The organism is Clostridium sp. 2218st1_F5_2218SCRN_220325 (assembly GCF_039062665.1).
Taxonomy (GTDB): Bacteria; Bacillota; Clostridia; order Peptostreptococcales; family Peptostreptococcaceae; genus Intestinibacter.
This window is the reverse complement of record NZ_JBCLNH010000019.1, coordinates 60,773-77,711: the sequence shown is the minus strand read 5'-3', so window position 1 is coordinate 77,711 and position 16,939 is coordinate 60,773. Positions and strand designations below refer to the sequence as shown.

General features: G+C 27.7%; 16 protein-coding genes and 1 pseudogene. 15 read left to right on the top strand and 2 right to left on the bottom strand.

From position 1 onward, the window contains the following. The first annotated feature begins 38 nt into the window (after positions 1-38). From ABCM86_RS11425 to fabG, 10 genes are all read left to right on the top strand, one after another. Positions 39-2,099: a P-loop NTPase fold protein gene (locus tag ABCM86_RS11425; protein WP_343004042.1), complete on the top strand. Its 2,061-nt coding sequence runs from the start codon at positions 39-41 to the stop codon at positions 2,097-2,099. A 181-nt stretch (positions 2,100-2,280) separates the two neighbouring features. Next, positions 2,281-2,916: a hypothetical protein gene (locus ABCM86_RS11420; RefSeq protein ID WP_343004041.1), complete on the top strand. Its 636-nt coding sequence runs from the start codon at positions 2,281-2,283 to the stop codon at positions 2,914-2,916. Further along, the gene (locus ABCM86_RS11415; RefSeq protein ID WP_343004040.1) at positions 2,913-3,359 is read left to right on the top strand and encodes a hypothetical protein; all 447 of its coding nucleotides are present in this window, start codon (positions 2,913-2,915) and stop codon (positions 3,357-3,359) included. Before ABCM86_RS11420 ends, ABCM86_RS11415 begins: the two co-directional genes overlap by 4 nt. A 14-nt stretch (positions 3,360-3,373) precedes the next feature. After that, the gene (locus ABCM86_RS11410) at positions 3,374-4,177 is read left to right on the top strand and encodes an MBL fold metallo-hydrolase (protein ID WP_343004039.1); all 804 of its coding nucleotides are present in this window, start codon (positions 3,374-3,376) and stop codon (positions 4,175-4,177) included. A gap of 231 nt (positions 4,178-4,408) precedes the next feature. Next, positions 4,409-5,023, top strand: a complete 615-nt coding sequence (locus ABCM86_RS11405) for an SAM-dependent methyltransferase (protein ID WP_195931802.1) — start codon at positions 4,409-4,411, stop codon at positions 5,021-5,023. A 121-nt stretch (positions 5,024-5,144) separates the two neighbouring features. Further along, positions 5,145-5,975 (top strand): amino acid ABC transporter substrate-binding protein, encoded by an 831-nt coding sequence (locus tag ABCM86_RS11400; protein WP_295574605.1) that lies wholly within the window; start codon positions 5,145-5,147, stop codon positions 5,973-5,975. Positions 5,976-6,134: 159 nt separating this feature from the next. Next, on the top strand, positions 6,135-6,749 hold the full coding sequence (locus tag ABCM86_RS11395; protein WP_195931803.1) for an amino acid ABC transporter permease: 615 nt from the start codon (positions 6,135-6,137) through the stop codon (positions 6,747-6,749). Positions 6,750-6,759: 10 nt separating this feature from the next. Beyond that, the gene (locus ABCM86_RS11390) at positions 6,760-7,521 is read left to right on the top strand and encodes an amino acid ABC transporter ATP-binding protein (protein WP_195931800.1); all 762 of its coding nucleotides are present in this window, start codon (positions 6,760-6,762) and stop codon (positions 7,519-7,521) included. Positions 7,522-7,651: 130 nt separating this feature from the next. Then, positions 7,652-8,398, top strand: a complete 747-nt coding sequence (locus ABCM86_RS11385; protein WP_295574609.1) for a hypothetical protein — start codon at positions 7,652-7,654, stop codon at positions 8,396-8,398. Further along, on the top strand, positions 8,388-9,125 hold the full coding sequence (gene fabG / locus ABCM86_RS11380; RefSeq protein WP_195930949.1) for a 3-oxoacyl-ACP reductase FabG: 738 nt from the start codon (positions 8,388-8,390) through the stop codon (positions 9,123-9,125). The genes ABCM86_RS11385 and fabG overlap by 11 nt, the downstream gene beginning before the upstream one ends. Positions 9,126-9,267: 142 nt before the next feature. Here the strand turns inward: fabG and ABCM86_RS11375 are convergent, their stop codons facing one another. Both ABCM86_RS11375 and ABCM86_RS11370 read right to left on the bottom strand, forming a co-directional pair. After that, positions 9,268-9,543 carry a metal-sensing transcriptional repressor gene (locus ABCM86_RS11375; protein ID WP_195930948.1) on the bottom strand — a complete coding sequence of 92 codons (276 nt, stop codon included), beginning with the start codon at positions 9,541-9,543 and terminating at the stop codon, positions 9,268-9,270. Between the two features lie 106 nt (positions 9,544-9,649). Then, positions 9,650-11,575 (bottom strand): annotated as a pseudogene (locus ABCM86_RS11370) (cation-translocating P-type ATPase). 211 nt (positions 11,576-11,786) lie between these two features. Here ABCM86_RS11370 and ABCM86_RS11365 point away from each other — a divergent pair. From ABCM86_RS11365 to ABCM86_RS11345, 5 genes are all read left to right on the top strand, one after another. After that, positions 11,787-12,206, top strand: coding sequence for an Rrf2 family transcriptional regulator (locus ABCM86_RS11365; protein ID WP_195930947.1), 420 nt, complete (start codon positions 11,787-11,789; stop codon positions 12,204-12,206). Positions 12,207-12,274: 68 nt separating this feature from the next. Beyond that, positions 12,275-13,663 carry a TldD/PmbA family protein gene (locus tag ABCM86_RS11360; protein ID WP_343004038.1) on the top strand — a complete coding sequence of 463 codons (1,389 nt, stop codon included), beginning with the start codon at positions 12,275-12,277 and terminating at the stop codon, positions 13,661-13,663. A 5-nt stretch (positions 13,664-13,668) separates the two neighbouring features. Then, positions 13,669-15,012, top strand: coding sequence for a TldD/PmbA family protein (locus tag ABCM86_RS11355; RefSeq protein WP_295676359.1), 1,344 nt, complete (start codon positions 13,669-13,671; stop codon positions 15,010-15,012). Between the two features lie 180 nt (positions 15,013-15,192). Continuing rightward, positions 15,193-15,942, top strand: a complete 750-nt coding sequence (locus ABCM86_RS11350; RefSeq protein WP_195930944.1) for an ATP-binding cassette domain-containing protein — start codon at positions 15,193-15,195, stop codon at positions 15,940-15,942. Beyond that, a complete protein-coding gene (locus ABCM86_RS11345) occupies positions 15,932-16,852 on the top strand; it encodes a SufD family Fe-S cluster assembly protein (protein WP_295676358.1) in 921 nt (306 codons plus the stop codon). Before ABCM86_RS11350 ends, ABCM86_RS11345 begins: the two co-directional genes overlap by 11 nt. Positions 16,853-16,939 lie beyond the last annotated feature (87 nt).

The following is a 16,939-nucleotide window of genomic DNA, read 5'->3' as shown; positions in this document are numbered from 1 at the left end:
CTTGGATATAAAACACCTGCAGAGGTCTTCGCTGCAACATAAACATAAAATGTTGCACTTATATTGACAATCTATCAAAAAAAAATATTAATATAGACCAATTAGATTTAAGAGAAAAAAAACTATATTTACAAGATGATATAGATAAATTGATATCAAAAAGCAAAAAAAATATTTTAGTCGTAGTTGATGATTTTGATAGAGTGAATAATGAAACTAGATATTCTATACTTACATTTATAAAAGAAATAGTAAATTTTAATGGTATAAAAACAATAATTTTACTAGATTATTCAATAGTAAAAAATGAAGATAATAAAATAACTTATGAGTTTTTAGAAAAATTTATAAATAAAAGATTTGAATTAAGTAGAATTGATAAAGATGAAATATTACAATATTATGAGAAAATAGTTTATAAAGATGAAATGCAAGAGAATGATTGTGATTTTGATTCGAAACTAAATAATATAATTAAAGATATTAATAATAATGTTAAATGTATCATGTATAATTTAGATAGTAGAACGTATAAATATAATAAACGTATTCAAGAATTAAAAGCTACAAATAAAAAAGCTACAAATAAAGATGAAGAAAAAAAAGAAGTTAAAAATATAAAAGAAAAAATACTTGAGACTGAAGCTCTTAAAATAGAATTAACGAGAGGCATTGAAAATCCAAGAAAATTAAAGAGAATAATAAGAGAAATACAAGATAAAATACATTATATAAAATACATATATGATAAATTTGATAATAAATCAAAAAATGAAATGATTGATAATATAGATGTTTCTAAAATAATAATTTCTATGACATTAATAAAAGTTTTATTTGAAGAAGAATATGATAAAATATTAAGAAGTAAAAACTTTAAGACATATCTAAAAAAAAGTGAAAGTTTAAAAGTAAAATACTTAATATATTCTTCAATATTTAGAGAAGAATATGAATTAAGACATACGTATGATATTGATGAAAAATCTATAAAAATAATTGAGTTTATAAATAATGTATATATATGTATCAATACTCCTGAAGATTTTTTTGAATTTAGGACACAAGAAGAACGTTTGATAGATATTATATCTAGCAATCCAATAAATTTTAATAATGAAAAAAGTGTATATGATAATATAAAATATATATATGACAATGTTAAATCCAGTAAAATTAAAGAACATTTTAATAATATTTCAGAATATATCACATGTGAATTATCAAGCGGAAATATTGAATTACGTAATGCAGTACAGCTTATTAAACCCAACACTTCACTTCCTGGAATAGTCATTCGAAATAGGATGTATATAAAAACTTTGGTAAAAAGATTGCAAAAAGATGACATCATTTATCCAGATAAATCAAATAAAGATATAGACCAGTACATGATTAAGTCATGCAAGGAGGACCTAATAAATTCTAATAAGCCATATATAGCAATTATATTAGCATATAAAACTATATCTGATTATGGTAATAAATATAATGTATTTATAAGTGAGTTAAAAGACCAGAGAAGTATAGAGGAGATTAATAAATATGTAAATACATCGATAAGTGAGATAGATATAGATAGTTCATGGTCTGAATCAGAAAAGTTTTTAAGTTGGGCCAAAATAGATAAAAAGTATAATAATGATAATATTAATTGTAATGAAATAAATCAAAGAATGCATGATATGATTGATATTTTAAATGATTTAGAATTTATAGAAGAAGCCATTTGTAGAGGGAATATACAAAGCTATGAGGGTAGGGAGAGTTATATAATGGTTGAAGCCCAATATGTAATTGAAGATTTAAAAAGAATAAAAGATAATATGGAGAATGATAATTTAACAGAAGACCAGTGTTATAATCTAATAGAGAATTTTAAAAAATCCATATATAGATTATCAGATTTAAGTAAAAACCAAAATGTTTCAGAACAGGATATTAAAATGTTAGATTATATATATAGCTATATGTATGATAATTCCAAATTTAATATCCTTCATGAAGAATTTAAGTGGAGCATATTAGATTTAGAGATATTAAATATAAAAAAGAAATATGATTATCCACTAAATAAAAAGGAAGTTGGGGAGTTATAGAACAGGTTACCTTTCAACGTATAGATGTATTATAAAAGTGTAGTTAAAGATGTAGCTTAATTTTGTTTAAGTTACATCTTTAATTTTTATTTAAAATAATAGAATATCATAAGTAATACAAATCCCATTATTAATGACATAAAATGCTATAATAAAGTATAGAGATTATTGGAGGGGTCTTATGAAAATATTTAACAAAAATATAAAGATATTAGGAGATGACGAAGGATATATAATACTTGTATGCCCATATTACAAAAGTGAATTTAAAGTATCATCATATGATCTTCAAGAAAGAGGAATATATAATGAACTTTTTTGCCCATACTGTGGCCTAACAAAGGAGATAAAAACTTTTTATACAAGGGAGATTAAATCAAAGGCTACAAAAGTAGGAAAAGAAAATTATGATATTCAAAGTGACAAAAATGAGTCGAGTTCAAATGACGAAAAATACAATAAAACGAAAAATAATGATAAATTATGCGATACAACAAACAAAAAGCCTTTAAAATCGCAACAAGGGGATATTTTAGGTATGTCTAGCTATAATATAAACCATACTCCAAGATTAAATAGCAGCAAATCTTTAGATATGAGTTTTTCAAGTATGGAAAAACAAATAGAAAAGGACAAGCCTATTTATAAGATAAAGATGGACAATAAAAAACTTAAAAATGTGAATGTAGATAGATTAAAAGATAAAAAGTTAAAAGAAGTTGAATATAAATGTCATATATGCTCTTCAAAGGAAAAAGTATTATCCGACGAAGAGACAATATTATACTGTGCTTATTGTGGGGTGGATTTGAAGTGAATATGGAAGATTTAAGAAAGATAAGTTTTGAATTTAGAAGAGTTAGCAGCGATATGTTAAATTCAATTACAGACGACAATAATGTCTATTTAATAAAATTTAGGGAATTTATAGATGATAATAAAATAATAAAAGATTACATAGATTCAAAGGTCAAATATTCAAGTATAGACTGGCAAAAATCATTTATAGAAGAAGATTGTGGCTATAAAAGTGTCATAATACCTATAAATAAAAATGATCATATAAAGGCAATGTACGACTACTTAGTAGTTATGACAGATAGAAATAAAAGTTTAAACGGTGAGGCATTTAATTTCCACTTAGGAAGATGCAAGGTGAATGAGAGAATACAATCTTATTTAAATCGAGTATTCTTACCTTTGATTCACTATATAAACGATTATTTAATAGAAGAAATGATAGCTTTACAAGAAAGCTAAAGGGGGGATTTATCATGAGATTAGTTGTACTAATAGATAATTGCACAATAAACGGGAGAAATTTGAAAGGTGAAGGTGGAGCGTCTTATTATATAGAAGATGAGGATAAGAAATTTTTACTTGATACTGGTGCATCAGGATTATTTATGGAAAATGCAAAAAATCTGGATATAAATTTAGATGATATAGACACAGTTGTATTGTCACATGGTCATTATGATCACGCTGGAGGCCTTAGGGATTTTATAGAAAGTAGAGATGATAAAATAAATATAATTTGTCACCCACTATCTTTTAATAAAAAGAAAAAGGGAAATACAAATATGGGAGCACCATATAGAAAAGATGAAATAATAAAACTTGCAAATGTAAATTTTAGTGATAAACCTGTTAAAGTAAGCAAAAATATAACTTACTTAGGACAAATTCCATATACTGTGGATTTTGAAAATAGAAAGCTAATGGGCGAAATTGAAATAGATGGTGAGTATAAAGATGACTATATTATGGACGATTCGGCTTTATTATACGACACAAGTGATGGAATATATATAATTACTGGATGCTCACACAGCGGAATTTGCAATATAATCGAATATGCTAAAAAAGTTTCAAAAAAAGATAATGTGCTTGGGATAATAGGAGGGACTCATCTTCAAGAAATAAATAATCAACTTTATAAAACAATAGATTATTTTAAAGTAAACAATATAAAAGAACTTTATCCATGTCATTGTACAAAATTTTATGTTAAGGCAGAAATGTTTAAGTATTTAAATATAAAAGATGCTCATGTAGGGTTGGAGATAAATTGGTAGTAAAATAAACTTCTGTAGAGATAGTAATTATCAAAGCAGAAGTCTTTTTTATGCAAAAAAATAAATGTTTTAATAATATTAATACTTTAAATTACAAATTCTTAATAATGAACAATAATACCTAGTAGGAAATAATAATTATATTAACAAATAAAAATCAACAAAAAATTCAAGAAAAAACAAAAATATGTTAATATAAACATATAAAAAATAAAATAAGGAAGAAAAAATATGAACGAAAATTACTATGAAAAATTATTAAATATAAACACAGCAGGAAACGAAAACTGGAACAAGACTTCACCACACAATCACCCATACCAACCAACATTATATGAAGCACTAGACACACTATTTAACGAATACAATTTAGAAGAAGATGATCATATAGTAGACTTTGGCTCTGGAAAGGGAAGAATTGTATTTTATATTAATCACTTTTTCAAATGTTATACAACTGGAGTTGAAATGAATGAAATATATTATAACGAATCTCTACTAAATAAATCAAAATATATTCAATATCATAAAAAAATGGAAGATAAAATAAACTTTTACTGTAATTTATCTCAAAATTACACAATTGAAAAAAATGACAACAAGTTTTATTTCTTCAATCCATTTTCAGTCCAAATCTTTATGAAAGTAATTGAAAATATATTAATATCTTATGAAGAAAATCCTAGGGATATGGATCTAATAATTTATTATCCAAGTGATGATTATATTCAATTTTTAGAATATAGAACACCATTTATATTAGAAAAAGAAATCATTTTAAAAGACCTATATAAAAATGATGATAAAGAGAAATTTGTTGTATATAGTTTAAAAACGAATCTTTAAATTTAAAACTACAATATAGTTCGAAATGCAACTGGAAAATATTGACTTACATATCGAAATGTGCTACTATTCCTTCAAGCAGTAATTTTTAAAATTTAATATATTCATAGGGGGTAGTATTATGAAAAAATTATCAGCTATAGCATTAGCTCTTGTGATGGGGTTTAGTACACTTTTAGGCGGATGTTCATCGTCAGATTCTAGCAGTTCTTCAAATGATGATTCACTACAGTATGTAATGGACAAAGGTGAATTAATTGTAGGATTAGATGATTCTTTCCCTCCAATGGGTTATAGAGATAAAGACAATAAGATTGTGGGATTTGATGTCGATTTAGCTAAAGAAACATGTAAGAGAATGGGCATCAAAGCAAAATTCCAACCTGTAAGCTGGGAAAGTAAAGAACAAGAATTATCATCTAAAAATATAGACTGTATATGGAATGGTTTTGGAATAACTCCTGAAAGAGAAAAAGTACTAACTTTTACAGAACCTTATATGTCAAATCCACAAATATTTGTAGTATTAGCTGATTCAGGAATAAAAACTGAGGCTGATTTAAAAGGTAAGGTAGTAGCAGCACAAAGCGGATCAACTGCATATGCTACTATAGACAAAGATACTAATTTAAAAGATTCTTTTAAAGAATTTATAGGTGTTGAAGACAATGTAAAAGCATTAATGGACTTAGAAGTTGGCGGTTCTGATGCAGTTGCTATGGATACAGTAGTTGCTCGTTACTATATGACAAAAGACCCAGGAAAATACAGCATTATAGAAGACACTACTATATTAGACGAAGAAATGGGTGTTGGTTTTAGAAAAGGCGACAACGCTTTATGTAAAAAAGTTGAAGATACTTTAAAAGAAATGCAAAAAGACGGTACATTAGCAAAAATAAGTAAAAAATGGTTTGGTGAAGATTTAACTACAATCGGTAAAGATAAATAGTTAATTTAAAATTTCAGACTAAAGTATATTTTAAAAGGTGTCAAATTTATAAGTCTAAGACTTTAAAATTGGCGCCTTTTTTAAGATATAAGACTTTATAAATTTTAGACAGGGGGGATTAAATTGGATTTTGAAAGCATAATTAATTTAGTCAAAAATATGTTGCCAAGTTCAATTGTTACTTTAGAAATATTCTTTTTAACAATAATATTCTCATCAATACTTGGCATGTTTGTAGCTTTTGGTAGAATGTCAAAATTCGCTATTATAAGAATACCTATACAAGTATTTTTACTTATTATGAGGGGAACACCTCTTATACTTCAATTGATGTTTTTCTATTTTGCACCATACTATATATTCGGTACAACTTTACCGAGATTTTGGGCAGCAATACTGGCATTTACATTAAATTATAGTGCTTATATTGCTGAAATATATAGAAGTGGTATAGAATCTATACCTGTTGGTCAATATGAGGCAGCAACAGTATTAGGCTTTGGAAAAAGTGAAACATTCTTTAAGATAATTTTACCTCAAGTTGTAAAAAGAATAATACCACCTATGAGTAATGAACTTATGACATTAGTAAAAGATACTGCTTTGGCTCAAGTAATCGGTGTTGCAGAAATATTCAAACTTGCAGGGGCTACAATGTCATCTCAATTTTCTACAGTACCATTAATAGTAGCTGGTATTTTTTATCTAATTATGAATACTGTAGTTGAAAGATTCTGTTTCTACTTAGAAAAGAAATTAGATTACTATGAATAGGAGGCTAAAAATGAAAATTTTATCAGTTGAAAATTTAGAGAAGAACTTTGGAGACTTACAAGTTCTAAAAGATATATCTATGGAAGTAAACCATGGAGAAATAGTTTCTATAATAGGATCTTCTGGTTCTGGTAAATCTACATTACTTAGATGTATAAATAGATTAGAAACTATAGATTCCGGGAAAATTACTGTAGATGGAGAAGTTATGGTATCTACACATAATGGCAAAGTAGAATATGCAAGTAATGATGTATTAAACGAGATAAGATTAAAAACAGGACTTGTATTTCAAAACTTTAACTTATTTCCACATTTTAATGTATTAAAAAATATAACTCAAGCACCTATAAGAGTTAAAAAAATACCTAAAGATATAGCAGAAAAAGAGGCAATGGAACTATTACAAAAGCTAGGTCTTGAAAGTAGAAAAGATGCATACCCTCATCAACTATCAGGAGGGCAGGCACAAAGGGTCGCAATAGCCAGAGCTCTTGCACTAAAGCCAGTAATTCTTTTCTTTGATGAACCTACATCAGCACTTGATCCAGAACTTACAGGAGAAGTTTTAAAAGTTATACGCTCACTTGCTGAGATGAATATGACTATGGTAATAGTTACTCATGAGATGTCTTTTGCTAGAGATATATCAGATAGAATGATATTTATGGATAACGGTGTAATAGTTGAAAATTGTACGCCAGAAGAATTATTTAATTCTAAAAATGAACGTACTAGAGCCTTTTTAGGAAAATATCATCAAGGTCAATAATCTTAAAAAAATAAAGGGGGATAAATTGAACCCTTTATTTTTTTGTTCTAATATTATAGTATAAGATAATTATCTATATGTTATAATATTTAAAACAATATTTAAATAAATAATATAGGAGGTAAGAAGATTGAATAAAAAATCTAGAATAAACTTTATTCTCAGAACTATATTATTTTTTTCAGCATTAATTGTATTTATATATAATCCAAACAACTTATATAATATATTAAATTACAATCTTATATTTGGCATAAAAATTTATCATATATGTTGGCTATATTTGATAAATGATGTTTTGAAAGTAATTATTCCATGTAAAAATAAAACAACTTACAACGGTAAATTATTTTTAAAGCACTACAAAGAAAAAAACAACTATGATAAAAATGCAGTTAGTATACAAACAGTTATTAACAATAAAAATGCATTTAACGTGCTTTTAGCGTGGATTTGTTTAAACTCAATATTATTTTATATATATTTTAAATTAGATTTAAACAAATCATGGGTAATTATGCTATTTTTATTTTATTATTGGTGTGATATGATTTGTGTAAATATATGGTGTCCATTTCAGGTATTCTTTATGAAAAATAAATGCTGTAATGTGTGTAGAATTTATAATTGGGATCATATTATGTACTTTACACCATTTATATTAATCCCAAATATATATACATATTCTTTAATAGTACTTTCGATTATAAGTCTATTTTTATGGGAGTATCAACTTAAAAAACATCCTGAGAGATTTTTAGATATATCCAACTTAAACTTAGGTTGCGCTAATTGTAAAAATGAATGTAGATTTAATAAAAGGAAAATAAAACACATAAAAAGAAAAAATATAATGAGGTATAAATATGAAAAGTAAAAAAACAGTTTTAATAACAGGTTCGTCTAGAGGTATAGGACGAGCTATAGCGATCTTATTTGCTAGAAATAACTATAATGTAGTTATAAATTACAATAAATCAGAAGATAAGGCGAAAGAACTTTATGATATGTTAACACAAGAAGGTCTAAGTGTTAGAATGTTTAAGGCAGATGTATCTAAGATAGAAGAAGCAAATGCACTTGTGAATTATACTATAGGTCAATTTGAAAATATCGATGTTTTAATAAATAATGCTGGTATAAGTAAGCCTTGTCTATTTACAGATATATCTTATGAACAGTGGAATGAAGTTATATCTACAAACTTAAATTCAGTATTTTATGTTACAAAAAAAGTACTACAATACATGCTTCCAAATTGTAGTGGTCACATAATTAACATATCTTCTATGTGGGGGCTTGTTGGTGGATCTTCAGAAGTAGACTATTCTGCTTCAAAAGCTGGAATGATTGGTCTTACAAAAGCCCTTGCAAAAGAATTAGGGCCTTCAAATATAAATGTAAATGCAATTGCACCAGGTGTAATAAATACAGATATGGTAAAAGATTTAAGTGAAGATACTATGGAAATGTTAAAATACGAAACTCCTCTTATGAGAATTGGTCAGCCTGAAGATATAGCTAAATGCGCGCTATTTTTAGCAGAACAAGGCGATTTTATTACAGGACAAGTGATAAGCTCTAATGGTGGTTTTGTAATATAACAAAATGGAATAGAATGAATATTTTTACTTTATAAATATACATAAACTTTATAAACATATAAAATATGAAATTAAATTATAAAAAGCGATAAAAACTTGATTATATATCAAATATTTATCGCTTTTTATGTACTTTATATAATTACCCCATTCTAGTAAAATAGTCTATAGCTTTTGAAAAATCTTCTATTGTTTTTTCTATATCTCCGTGTTCAATTCCGTCTTTAACACAGTGATGTATATGTCCTTCTAATACCACTTTTCCTACTTTATGCATAGCGCTTTTTGCTGCGTTTATTTGGATTAATATATCTTCACAGGGAACATCTTCTTCCACCATTTTAGATATTGCATTGAGTTGACCTTGGATTTTTTTTATTCTAAGTTGAATATTTGGTATATCCATACATTGGCGCATATTAATTCCTCCCATTATTAGATTGCTATTATTATATGATAATACTAATTGTTTGAAAAATCAACTAACCTGCAATTCCAAAATAGCATATGAAATAAATACAAATCTACATATCAAGAGCTTTTATATTAGTATTTGTAAACTTGTATATAGTTTTATTATTCAAATCGATATTATTTTTAGTCTTGAATAGTTTAGCTGAATTTATTATAACGAATACTGAACCTAAATTATGAACAAGTGCTCCGACTACTGGATTTAATACTCCCGCCATAGCAAGTATTATAGCTACAAAGTTTAATACTAATGAAAATGTTACATTTAGTTTTATAGTCTTCATAGTTTTTTTAGATAGATAAAGTAAATATGGTATATTTTTTATATCGTCGCTTACAAGAGCTATATCTGAAGCTTCTATAGCTATATCACTGCCGATAGCACCCATAGATATCCCAACACTTGAATATTTTAAAGCTAGTGCATCATTTACACCATCGCCAATCATACAAGTAGGAGAATTTTTACTTTCTAATTCTTTAATTATTTTCATCTTATCTTCTGGAAGTAAACTAGAATATACATTATCTATAAAGACTTTATTAGCTATATTTGATGCACTAGCTTCATTATCTCCAGTAAGTATTATTGGATTTATATTTTGTGATTTTATATAATTTATTATTGATTTGCTTTCTAGTCTTAAAATATCAGATAATGCTACATATCCTATTAATTTATTTTCTATTGATAAGTAAATTACTGTACAACCTTTTTTAAAGAAGTCTTGTGATATTTTAATTATATCTTTATTATTAATATTTATATTTTTATCTTTCATTATTTTTAAATTACCGACTAATATATTTTTAGAATTTAAAACTGCAGTTATACCTTTTCCGGGATGTACTGTAAAATCTTCAACTTCTAATAATTGATTGTCGTTTTTTTCTTTATAATATGAAGTTATAGCCTTTCCAAGTGGATGTTCTGAATAAGCTTCTACAGATGCTAATATTTTTATAAATTCTTCGTCACTATATTCAGAACTAAAACTTTTATAATCTACTATTGATAATTTGCCATAAGTCAATGTTCCAGTCTTATCAAAAGCTATATTTTTAACTTTTGATAATCTTTCAATTATATCTCCACCTTTTATAAGCATACCGTATTTAGTGGCATTTCCTATTCCAGCCATAATAGCTGTTGGAGTAGCTAAAACTAAAGCACAAGGACAAAATACAACTAATATAGTTACAGATCTAAGTATTTCATGAGTAAATAAATAAGTAGCAACAGAAGAGACTAAGGCTATAACTACAATCCAAGTTGCCCATCTATCTGTCAAACTAACTATAGGTGCTTTATCTGCATCAGCTTCTTTTACTAATCTTATCATTCTCTTAAGTGAGCTATCGCTCGAAGTTTTGCTAGCTCTCATATCAAAAGTAGAATATTGATTTATTGTTCAGCTTAATACATCGTCTCCGACAGTTTTATCTACAGGAAGAGATTCACCATTCATTATAGATTCATCTATAGAGGCTTCGCCCTTTATAATAATACCATCTGCTGGAATGATTTCACCTGCAATAACTCTTATTATATCGCCTATTTGGATATCATCTTCATCAATCATAACTTCTTGTTTATTTCTTATAACTCTAGCTTTTTGAGGCGTTAATTTTATTAAACTCTCTATTCCTGATTGTGCCTTTTGAACAGTTAAATCTTCAAGAAGGGCACCGATAGTCATTATAACTGCGATTTCTCCAGCTGCAAAAGTTTCACCTATAATAACAGATGCGATAAGCGCTAAAGAAACTAATACATCGGCTTTAATATCGAATTCTTTATATAAAGATATACAAGCTTCTTTGATGATTGGTAAACCGCAAAGTAATATAGCGACCCATGATAAATTAAAATGTAAATAGTTATTTATACTGTTTACTAAACTTAAAAGTAAACATATTGAAGAAATAACAATAAAAGTAATAGTTTTAGTTGTTTCTGATTTGAATAATCTCATAATAACCTCCTCTTCATACCCCTAGGGGTATGAAATATTTAAAAATATATAGGGTACATATACCCCTATAGGTATAGGGTAATTCGTTTTTATACAAAAAGCAACTTTTATTTTTGTATCTTTTTTGATGCAAATAACCTAGAAAACGATAACATTTTTGTTATTTGAATAACTACATTAAGTGTGCTAAAATTACCATGAGGTGATAAAAATGAAAGTTAGTAGACGTTTTCAACTATCAGTACACACGATATTATTTATCGCTGTGTATGGAGATGAAAAAGGGTTAACATGCGACTATATATCTAACGAATTAAAATGTAATCCTATAGTTATAAAAAATATATTAAATCTTCTATGTAGAAATGATTTTCTTATAAAAGTTCCTTCTACATCTAGTATAAAATTAAAAAAAGATGTAAAAGATATAACTTTATGGGATGTCTATAAAATAACAGATGAAGTAAATATAAAAAATATATTCTGTAGTGATGATTTACAAATAAATAATCCGATCATATCGGATTTACCAGAATTATTAGTAACACCCTTTGAGAAAGTTATGAGCTGTATTAAAGACACCTTATCTAAAGTTTCAATTGATTCTTTATTAAAACAATATAATTACTAATTAACTACTAAAACTTTGTGTGAAATTGTATGCACATAAAAATAAATTTACATGGTAGGAGGGGAAATATGATTTCAAAAGAAATAGCGACTAAAGTACTAGAAAAATGTTTAATTACAGGAGCTGATTTTGCAGAAATATTTGAAGAAGATAGTATAACTAATAGTATTTCTGTATTAGATGATAAAGTAGAAAATATATTAGGTGGAAGAGATTATGGTATTGGTATAAGAATATTCAAAGGGCTAAAAAGTGTTTATGCTTATACAAATGACAATAGCTTATCATCTCTTTTAGATACTGCTTATAAAGCAGCACTTGCATTAGGCAAAATAGAAGAAGGAAAATCGATTATCTTAAATAATCATATGACTTTTAAAAATTTACACCCAATAAAAATAAATCCAAGTAGTGTAGATTGTAAAGAAAAAATAAAAGTTATGAAAAGTGCATATAAAAGTGCAAAAAATTACCACACTGATATATCAAAAGTAAGTGTTGGATATATGGATAAAGAGCAAAATATATTAATTGCCAATACGGAAGGATTATATACTGAAGACACTAGAATTAGAACTAGACTTATGGTAAATGCAATTGCTTCTAATGAAAATGAGAACCAAACAGGTAGCCAAAATCCAGGTAGACTTATGGGATTTGAAATGTTTAAAGACGAAGTGGATCCTGAATATCATGGTAGAGAAGCAGCAAAGACTGCCCATATAATGTTAAGTGCTAAAAACTGTCCTGCCGGCCAAATGACAGTGGCAATAGACAATGGATTTGGAGGCGTAATCTTCCACGAGGCCTGCGGCCATGCATTAGAAGCAACAGCAGTTGCAAAAGGAAACTCAGTATTTTGTGATAAATTAGGAGAACAAATAGCATCTACAAAATTAACTGCAATAGATGACGGTACTATGAAAAATCACTGGGGCTCATCAAATATAGATGACGAAGGGACACCTACTAGAAGAAATGTACTTATAGAAAATGGTATCTTAAAATCATATATGGTTGATAAATTAAATGCTAGAAGAATGAATACAGAAGTAACTGGAAACTCTAGACGTGAAAGTTATAAATATGAGCCGACTTCAAGAATGACTAATACATATATAGCTCCTGGTGATGACAAAGTAGAAGATATCATAAAATCAATAGATGATGGACTATATGCTAAAAAACTAGGTGGTGGTTCTGTAAATCCAGTTACAGGAGAATTTAACTTTGCTGTAAATGAAGGATATTTAGTTAAAAATGGTGAAATAACAGAACCAGTTAGAGGAGCTTCACTTATAGGTAAAGGTAGTGAAGTTTTAATGGAAATAGATATGGTATCTGATAATGTTGCTCAAGCTGAAGGAATGTGTGGCTCTAAATCAGGAAGTATACCTGTAAATGTAGGTCAGCCTATGATTAGAGTTAAAAATATAACTGTTGGCGGAAGGGAGTAACTATTATGAATTTAAATACATTTAAAGAAATATTATTTGAAAAAGCAAAAGAAGCTGGTTTTGAAAATAGTGAAATATATGTGACTAATTCAGAGTCTTTAGAAATATCTATTTATCAACAAGAAGTAGAAAGTTATAATCTAGACAAAAGTTTTGGTTTATCATTTAGAGGTATAATAAACGGTAAAATAGGGTATTCTCATACTAGAATACTAGATGAAACTTCAGTAGATATGCTTATAACTACTGCTAAAAATGCAGCCTTACTTATAGAAAATGAAGATACTCAATTTATATATAAAGGCGATGAAAAATACGAAAAAGTAATTTGCTATTATGAAGATTTAGATAATATAGATCCAAAAGATTTAATCGACTTAGGTCTTAAAATGGAAGAAGAATGCAAAAACTACAACCCAAATGTCGTAAATATAGGAGGTTGTAAGATTACCTACTCTAAAGGTGAAGTCCAAATATCAAATACAAAAGGACTTAACTTAAAAAATAAAGAAAATATACTTTATGCATATATAATACCTATAGTAGAGATAGATGGCGAAAAGCAAGATGGAACAGGATACAAAATAGCAACAAATATAAATCAAATAGATCCCAAAGAAATAGCTAAAATGGGCGTTGATGAAGCATTATCAAAAATAAACTCAAATGTTATAAAAACAGGAAACTACAAGATAGCTCTATATAACGAAGCTATGGTATCGCTACTTAGTGCTTTTTGTGGAGTATTTAGCGCAGATGCTACTCAAAAAGGACTTTCTTTACTAAAAGATAAAGAAAATACTATGATAGCTTCAGAAAAAGTAACAATAATAGACAATCCTCTTTTAGATAATGGATTATCTTCAGCACCTTTTGATGATGAAGGTGTAGCTACATTTAAAAAAGAAATTGTATCTAATGGAAAACTTACAACATTACTTCACAACTTAAAAACGGCTAATAAAGCAAATACAAAAAGTACTGGTAATGGATTTAAGTCTTCTTATGCAACTTCTGTAGCTGTTTCTCCTAGCAATTTCTATATAGAAAAAGGAAATTTATCTTTTGATGAAATATTAGAAAACATAGGTGAAGGGCTTTTAATAACTGACTTTGCAGGGCTTCACTCTGGAGCTAACGCTATAACAGGGGATTTCTCATTAGCTGCAAAAGGATTCTACATAAAAGACGGTAAAAAGGAATATCCAGTAGATCAAATAACTGTAGCAGGTAACTTCTTTAAACTTCTTAAAGATATAGAAGAAGTCGGAGATGATCTAAAATTCCCACTTAGCTCAGTTGGTAGCCCAACAGTAATAGCAAGTGGTCTATCTGTTGCAGGAAAATAAAAACAAATTTCAATTTAAAAAGTTAAAAATATCATTAAAACATGTAGAAAAAATAGATATAATTGTATAAACTTAAAAACATGGGGAGAATTATGAGTGCTTATCTTTAAGCGCTCATAATTTTAAATACTTAAATTTTGAGTATTTTATTTGAAATATAGAAATAGAAAGGAATTTGTTATGCTTGAATTAAAAAATATTACATTTAAAGTAGACAATTTAGATGGCAAAGGTGAAATTACTATTTTAGATAATATAAACTTTACAATTGAAAAAGGTAAGATATTAATTATAACAGGGCCTAACGGCGGCGGTAAATCAACATTAGCTAAAATAATAATGGGAATAGAAAAACCAACATCTGGACAAATATTATTTGATGGACAAGACGTCACAAACCTTAGTATAACAGAACGTGCAAGAATCGGAATAGGTTATGCATTTCAGCAACCTCCAAGATTTAAAGGCGTTACAGTTAAAAAGCTTCTTAATTTAGCTTCTGGAAATAAATTAAGTAATGACGCTTGTTGCGAATACCTTACTAACGTAGGTCTTTGTTCTAAAGAGTATTTAAAAAGAGATGTCGATGCATCTTTATCTGGTGGGGAATTAAAAAGAATAGAAATAGCTTCGCTAATGGCTAGAAATCCTAAACTGGCTATATATGATGAGCCAGAAGCAGGAATAGATTTATGGAGTTTTTCAATGCTTGTTAACAGCTTCCAAAAATTCAAAGAAAACAAGGAACAAACTGTTATTATAATTTCACATCAAGAAAGAGTAATAGACTTGGCTGATGAAATTATGATAATTGCAAATGGTAAAATTAAAAATAAAGGGCCTAAAGAACAAATTATGCCACTTATTCAAGCTGGACCAACTGATTGTGGTTGTCCCATAAAGGAGGTTGCTTTAACACATGAAAAATAGTATGCTAGAAAATTTATTAAAGACAATAGCCGATATTACAGGGGAACCTGAAGGAGCATTTAACCTTAGAAAAGATGGCGTAGGAGTTATGCGTCACTCTACAGAAAATATAGAAATAAAAACAAAAGAAGATAAACCTGGTATAGATATAATTGTAAAACCTCATACAAAGGGAGAACAAGTTCATATACCTGTTGTATTAACTGAAACTGGTTTAAACGATTTAGTATATAATGATTTCTTTATAGGAGAAGGTGCCGAAGTTGATATAGTCGCTGGTTGTGGTATACACAACTGCGGAAGTGCAACTTCTGAACACGATGGTATCCATACTTTTTATATAGGAAAAAATGCTAAAGTAAAATATATAGAAAAACACTATGGCGAAGGCGAAGGTACTGGAGATAGAATACTAAATCCTACAACTATAGTTCATATGGAAGAAGGATCATATTGTGAAATGGAAATGACTCAAATAAAAGGAGTTACTTCTACTATTAGAGAAACTGAAGCAAATGTAGGTAAAGACTCTAAGCTTGTGATTACAGAAAAATTAATGACGCATGACAACCAACATGCTACATCTAATATAACTGCTAATTTAAATGGTAAAAACTCAACACTACAGATAGTATCTCGTTCAGTTGCCAAAAACGATTCTACACAATCATTCCATCCAATAGCAGTTGGAAATGAAAAGTGTAAAGCTCATATACAATGTGATTCTATAATAATGGATAATGCAAGAGTAGCTTCTATTCCAGAGATACAAGCAAACCATACAGATGCTGCTATAATCCATGAAGCTGCTATAGGTAGAATAAATAATGAACAATTGCTTAAATTAGAGACCTTCGGCCTTGACGAAGAACAAGCTGAAGCAGTTATTGTAGAAGCATTCTTAAGCTAGAATATAGTATGATATATAATTTTAGTTAGTAGAATTAATATAAGATTTAAATTTAATTAAAAAGTTTATAATATATAATATCTTTAT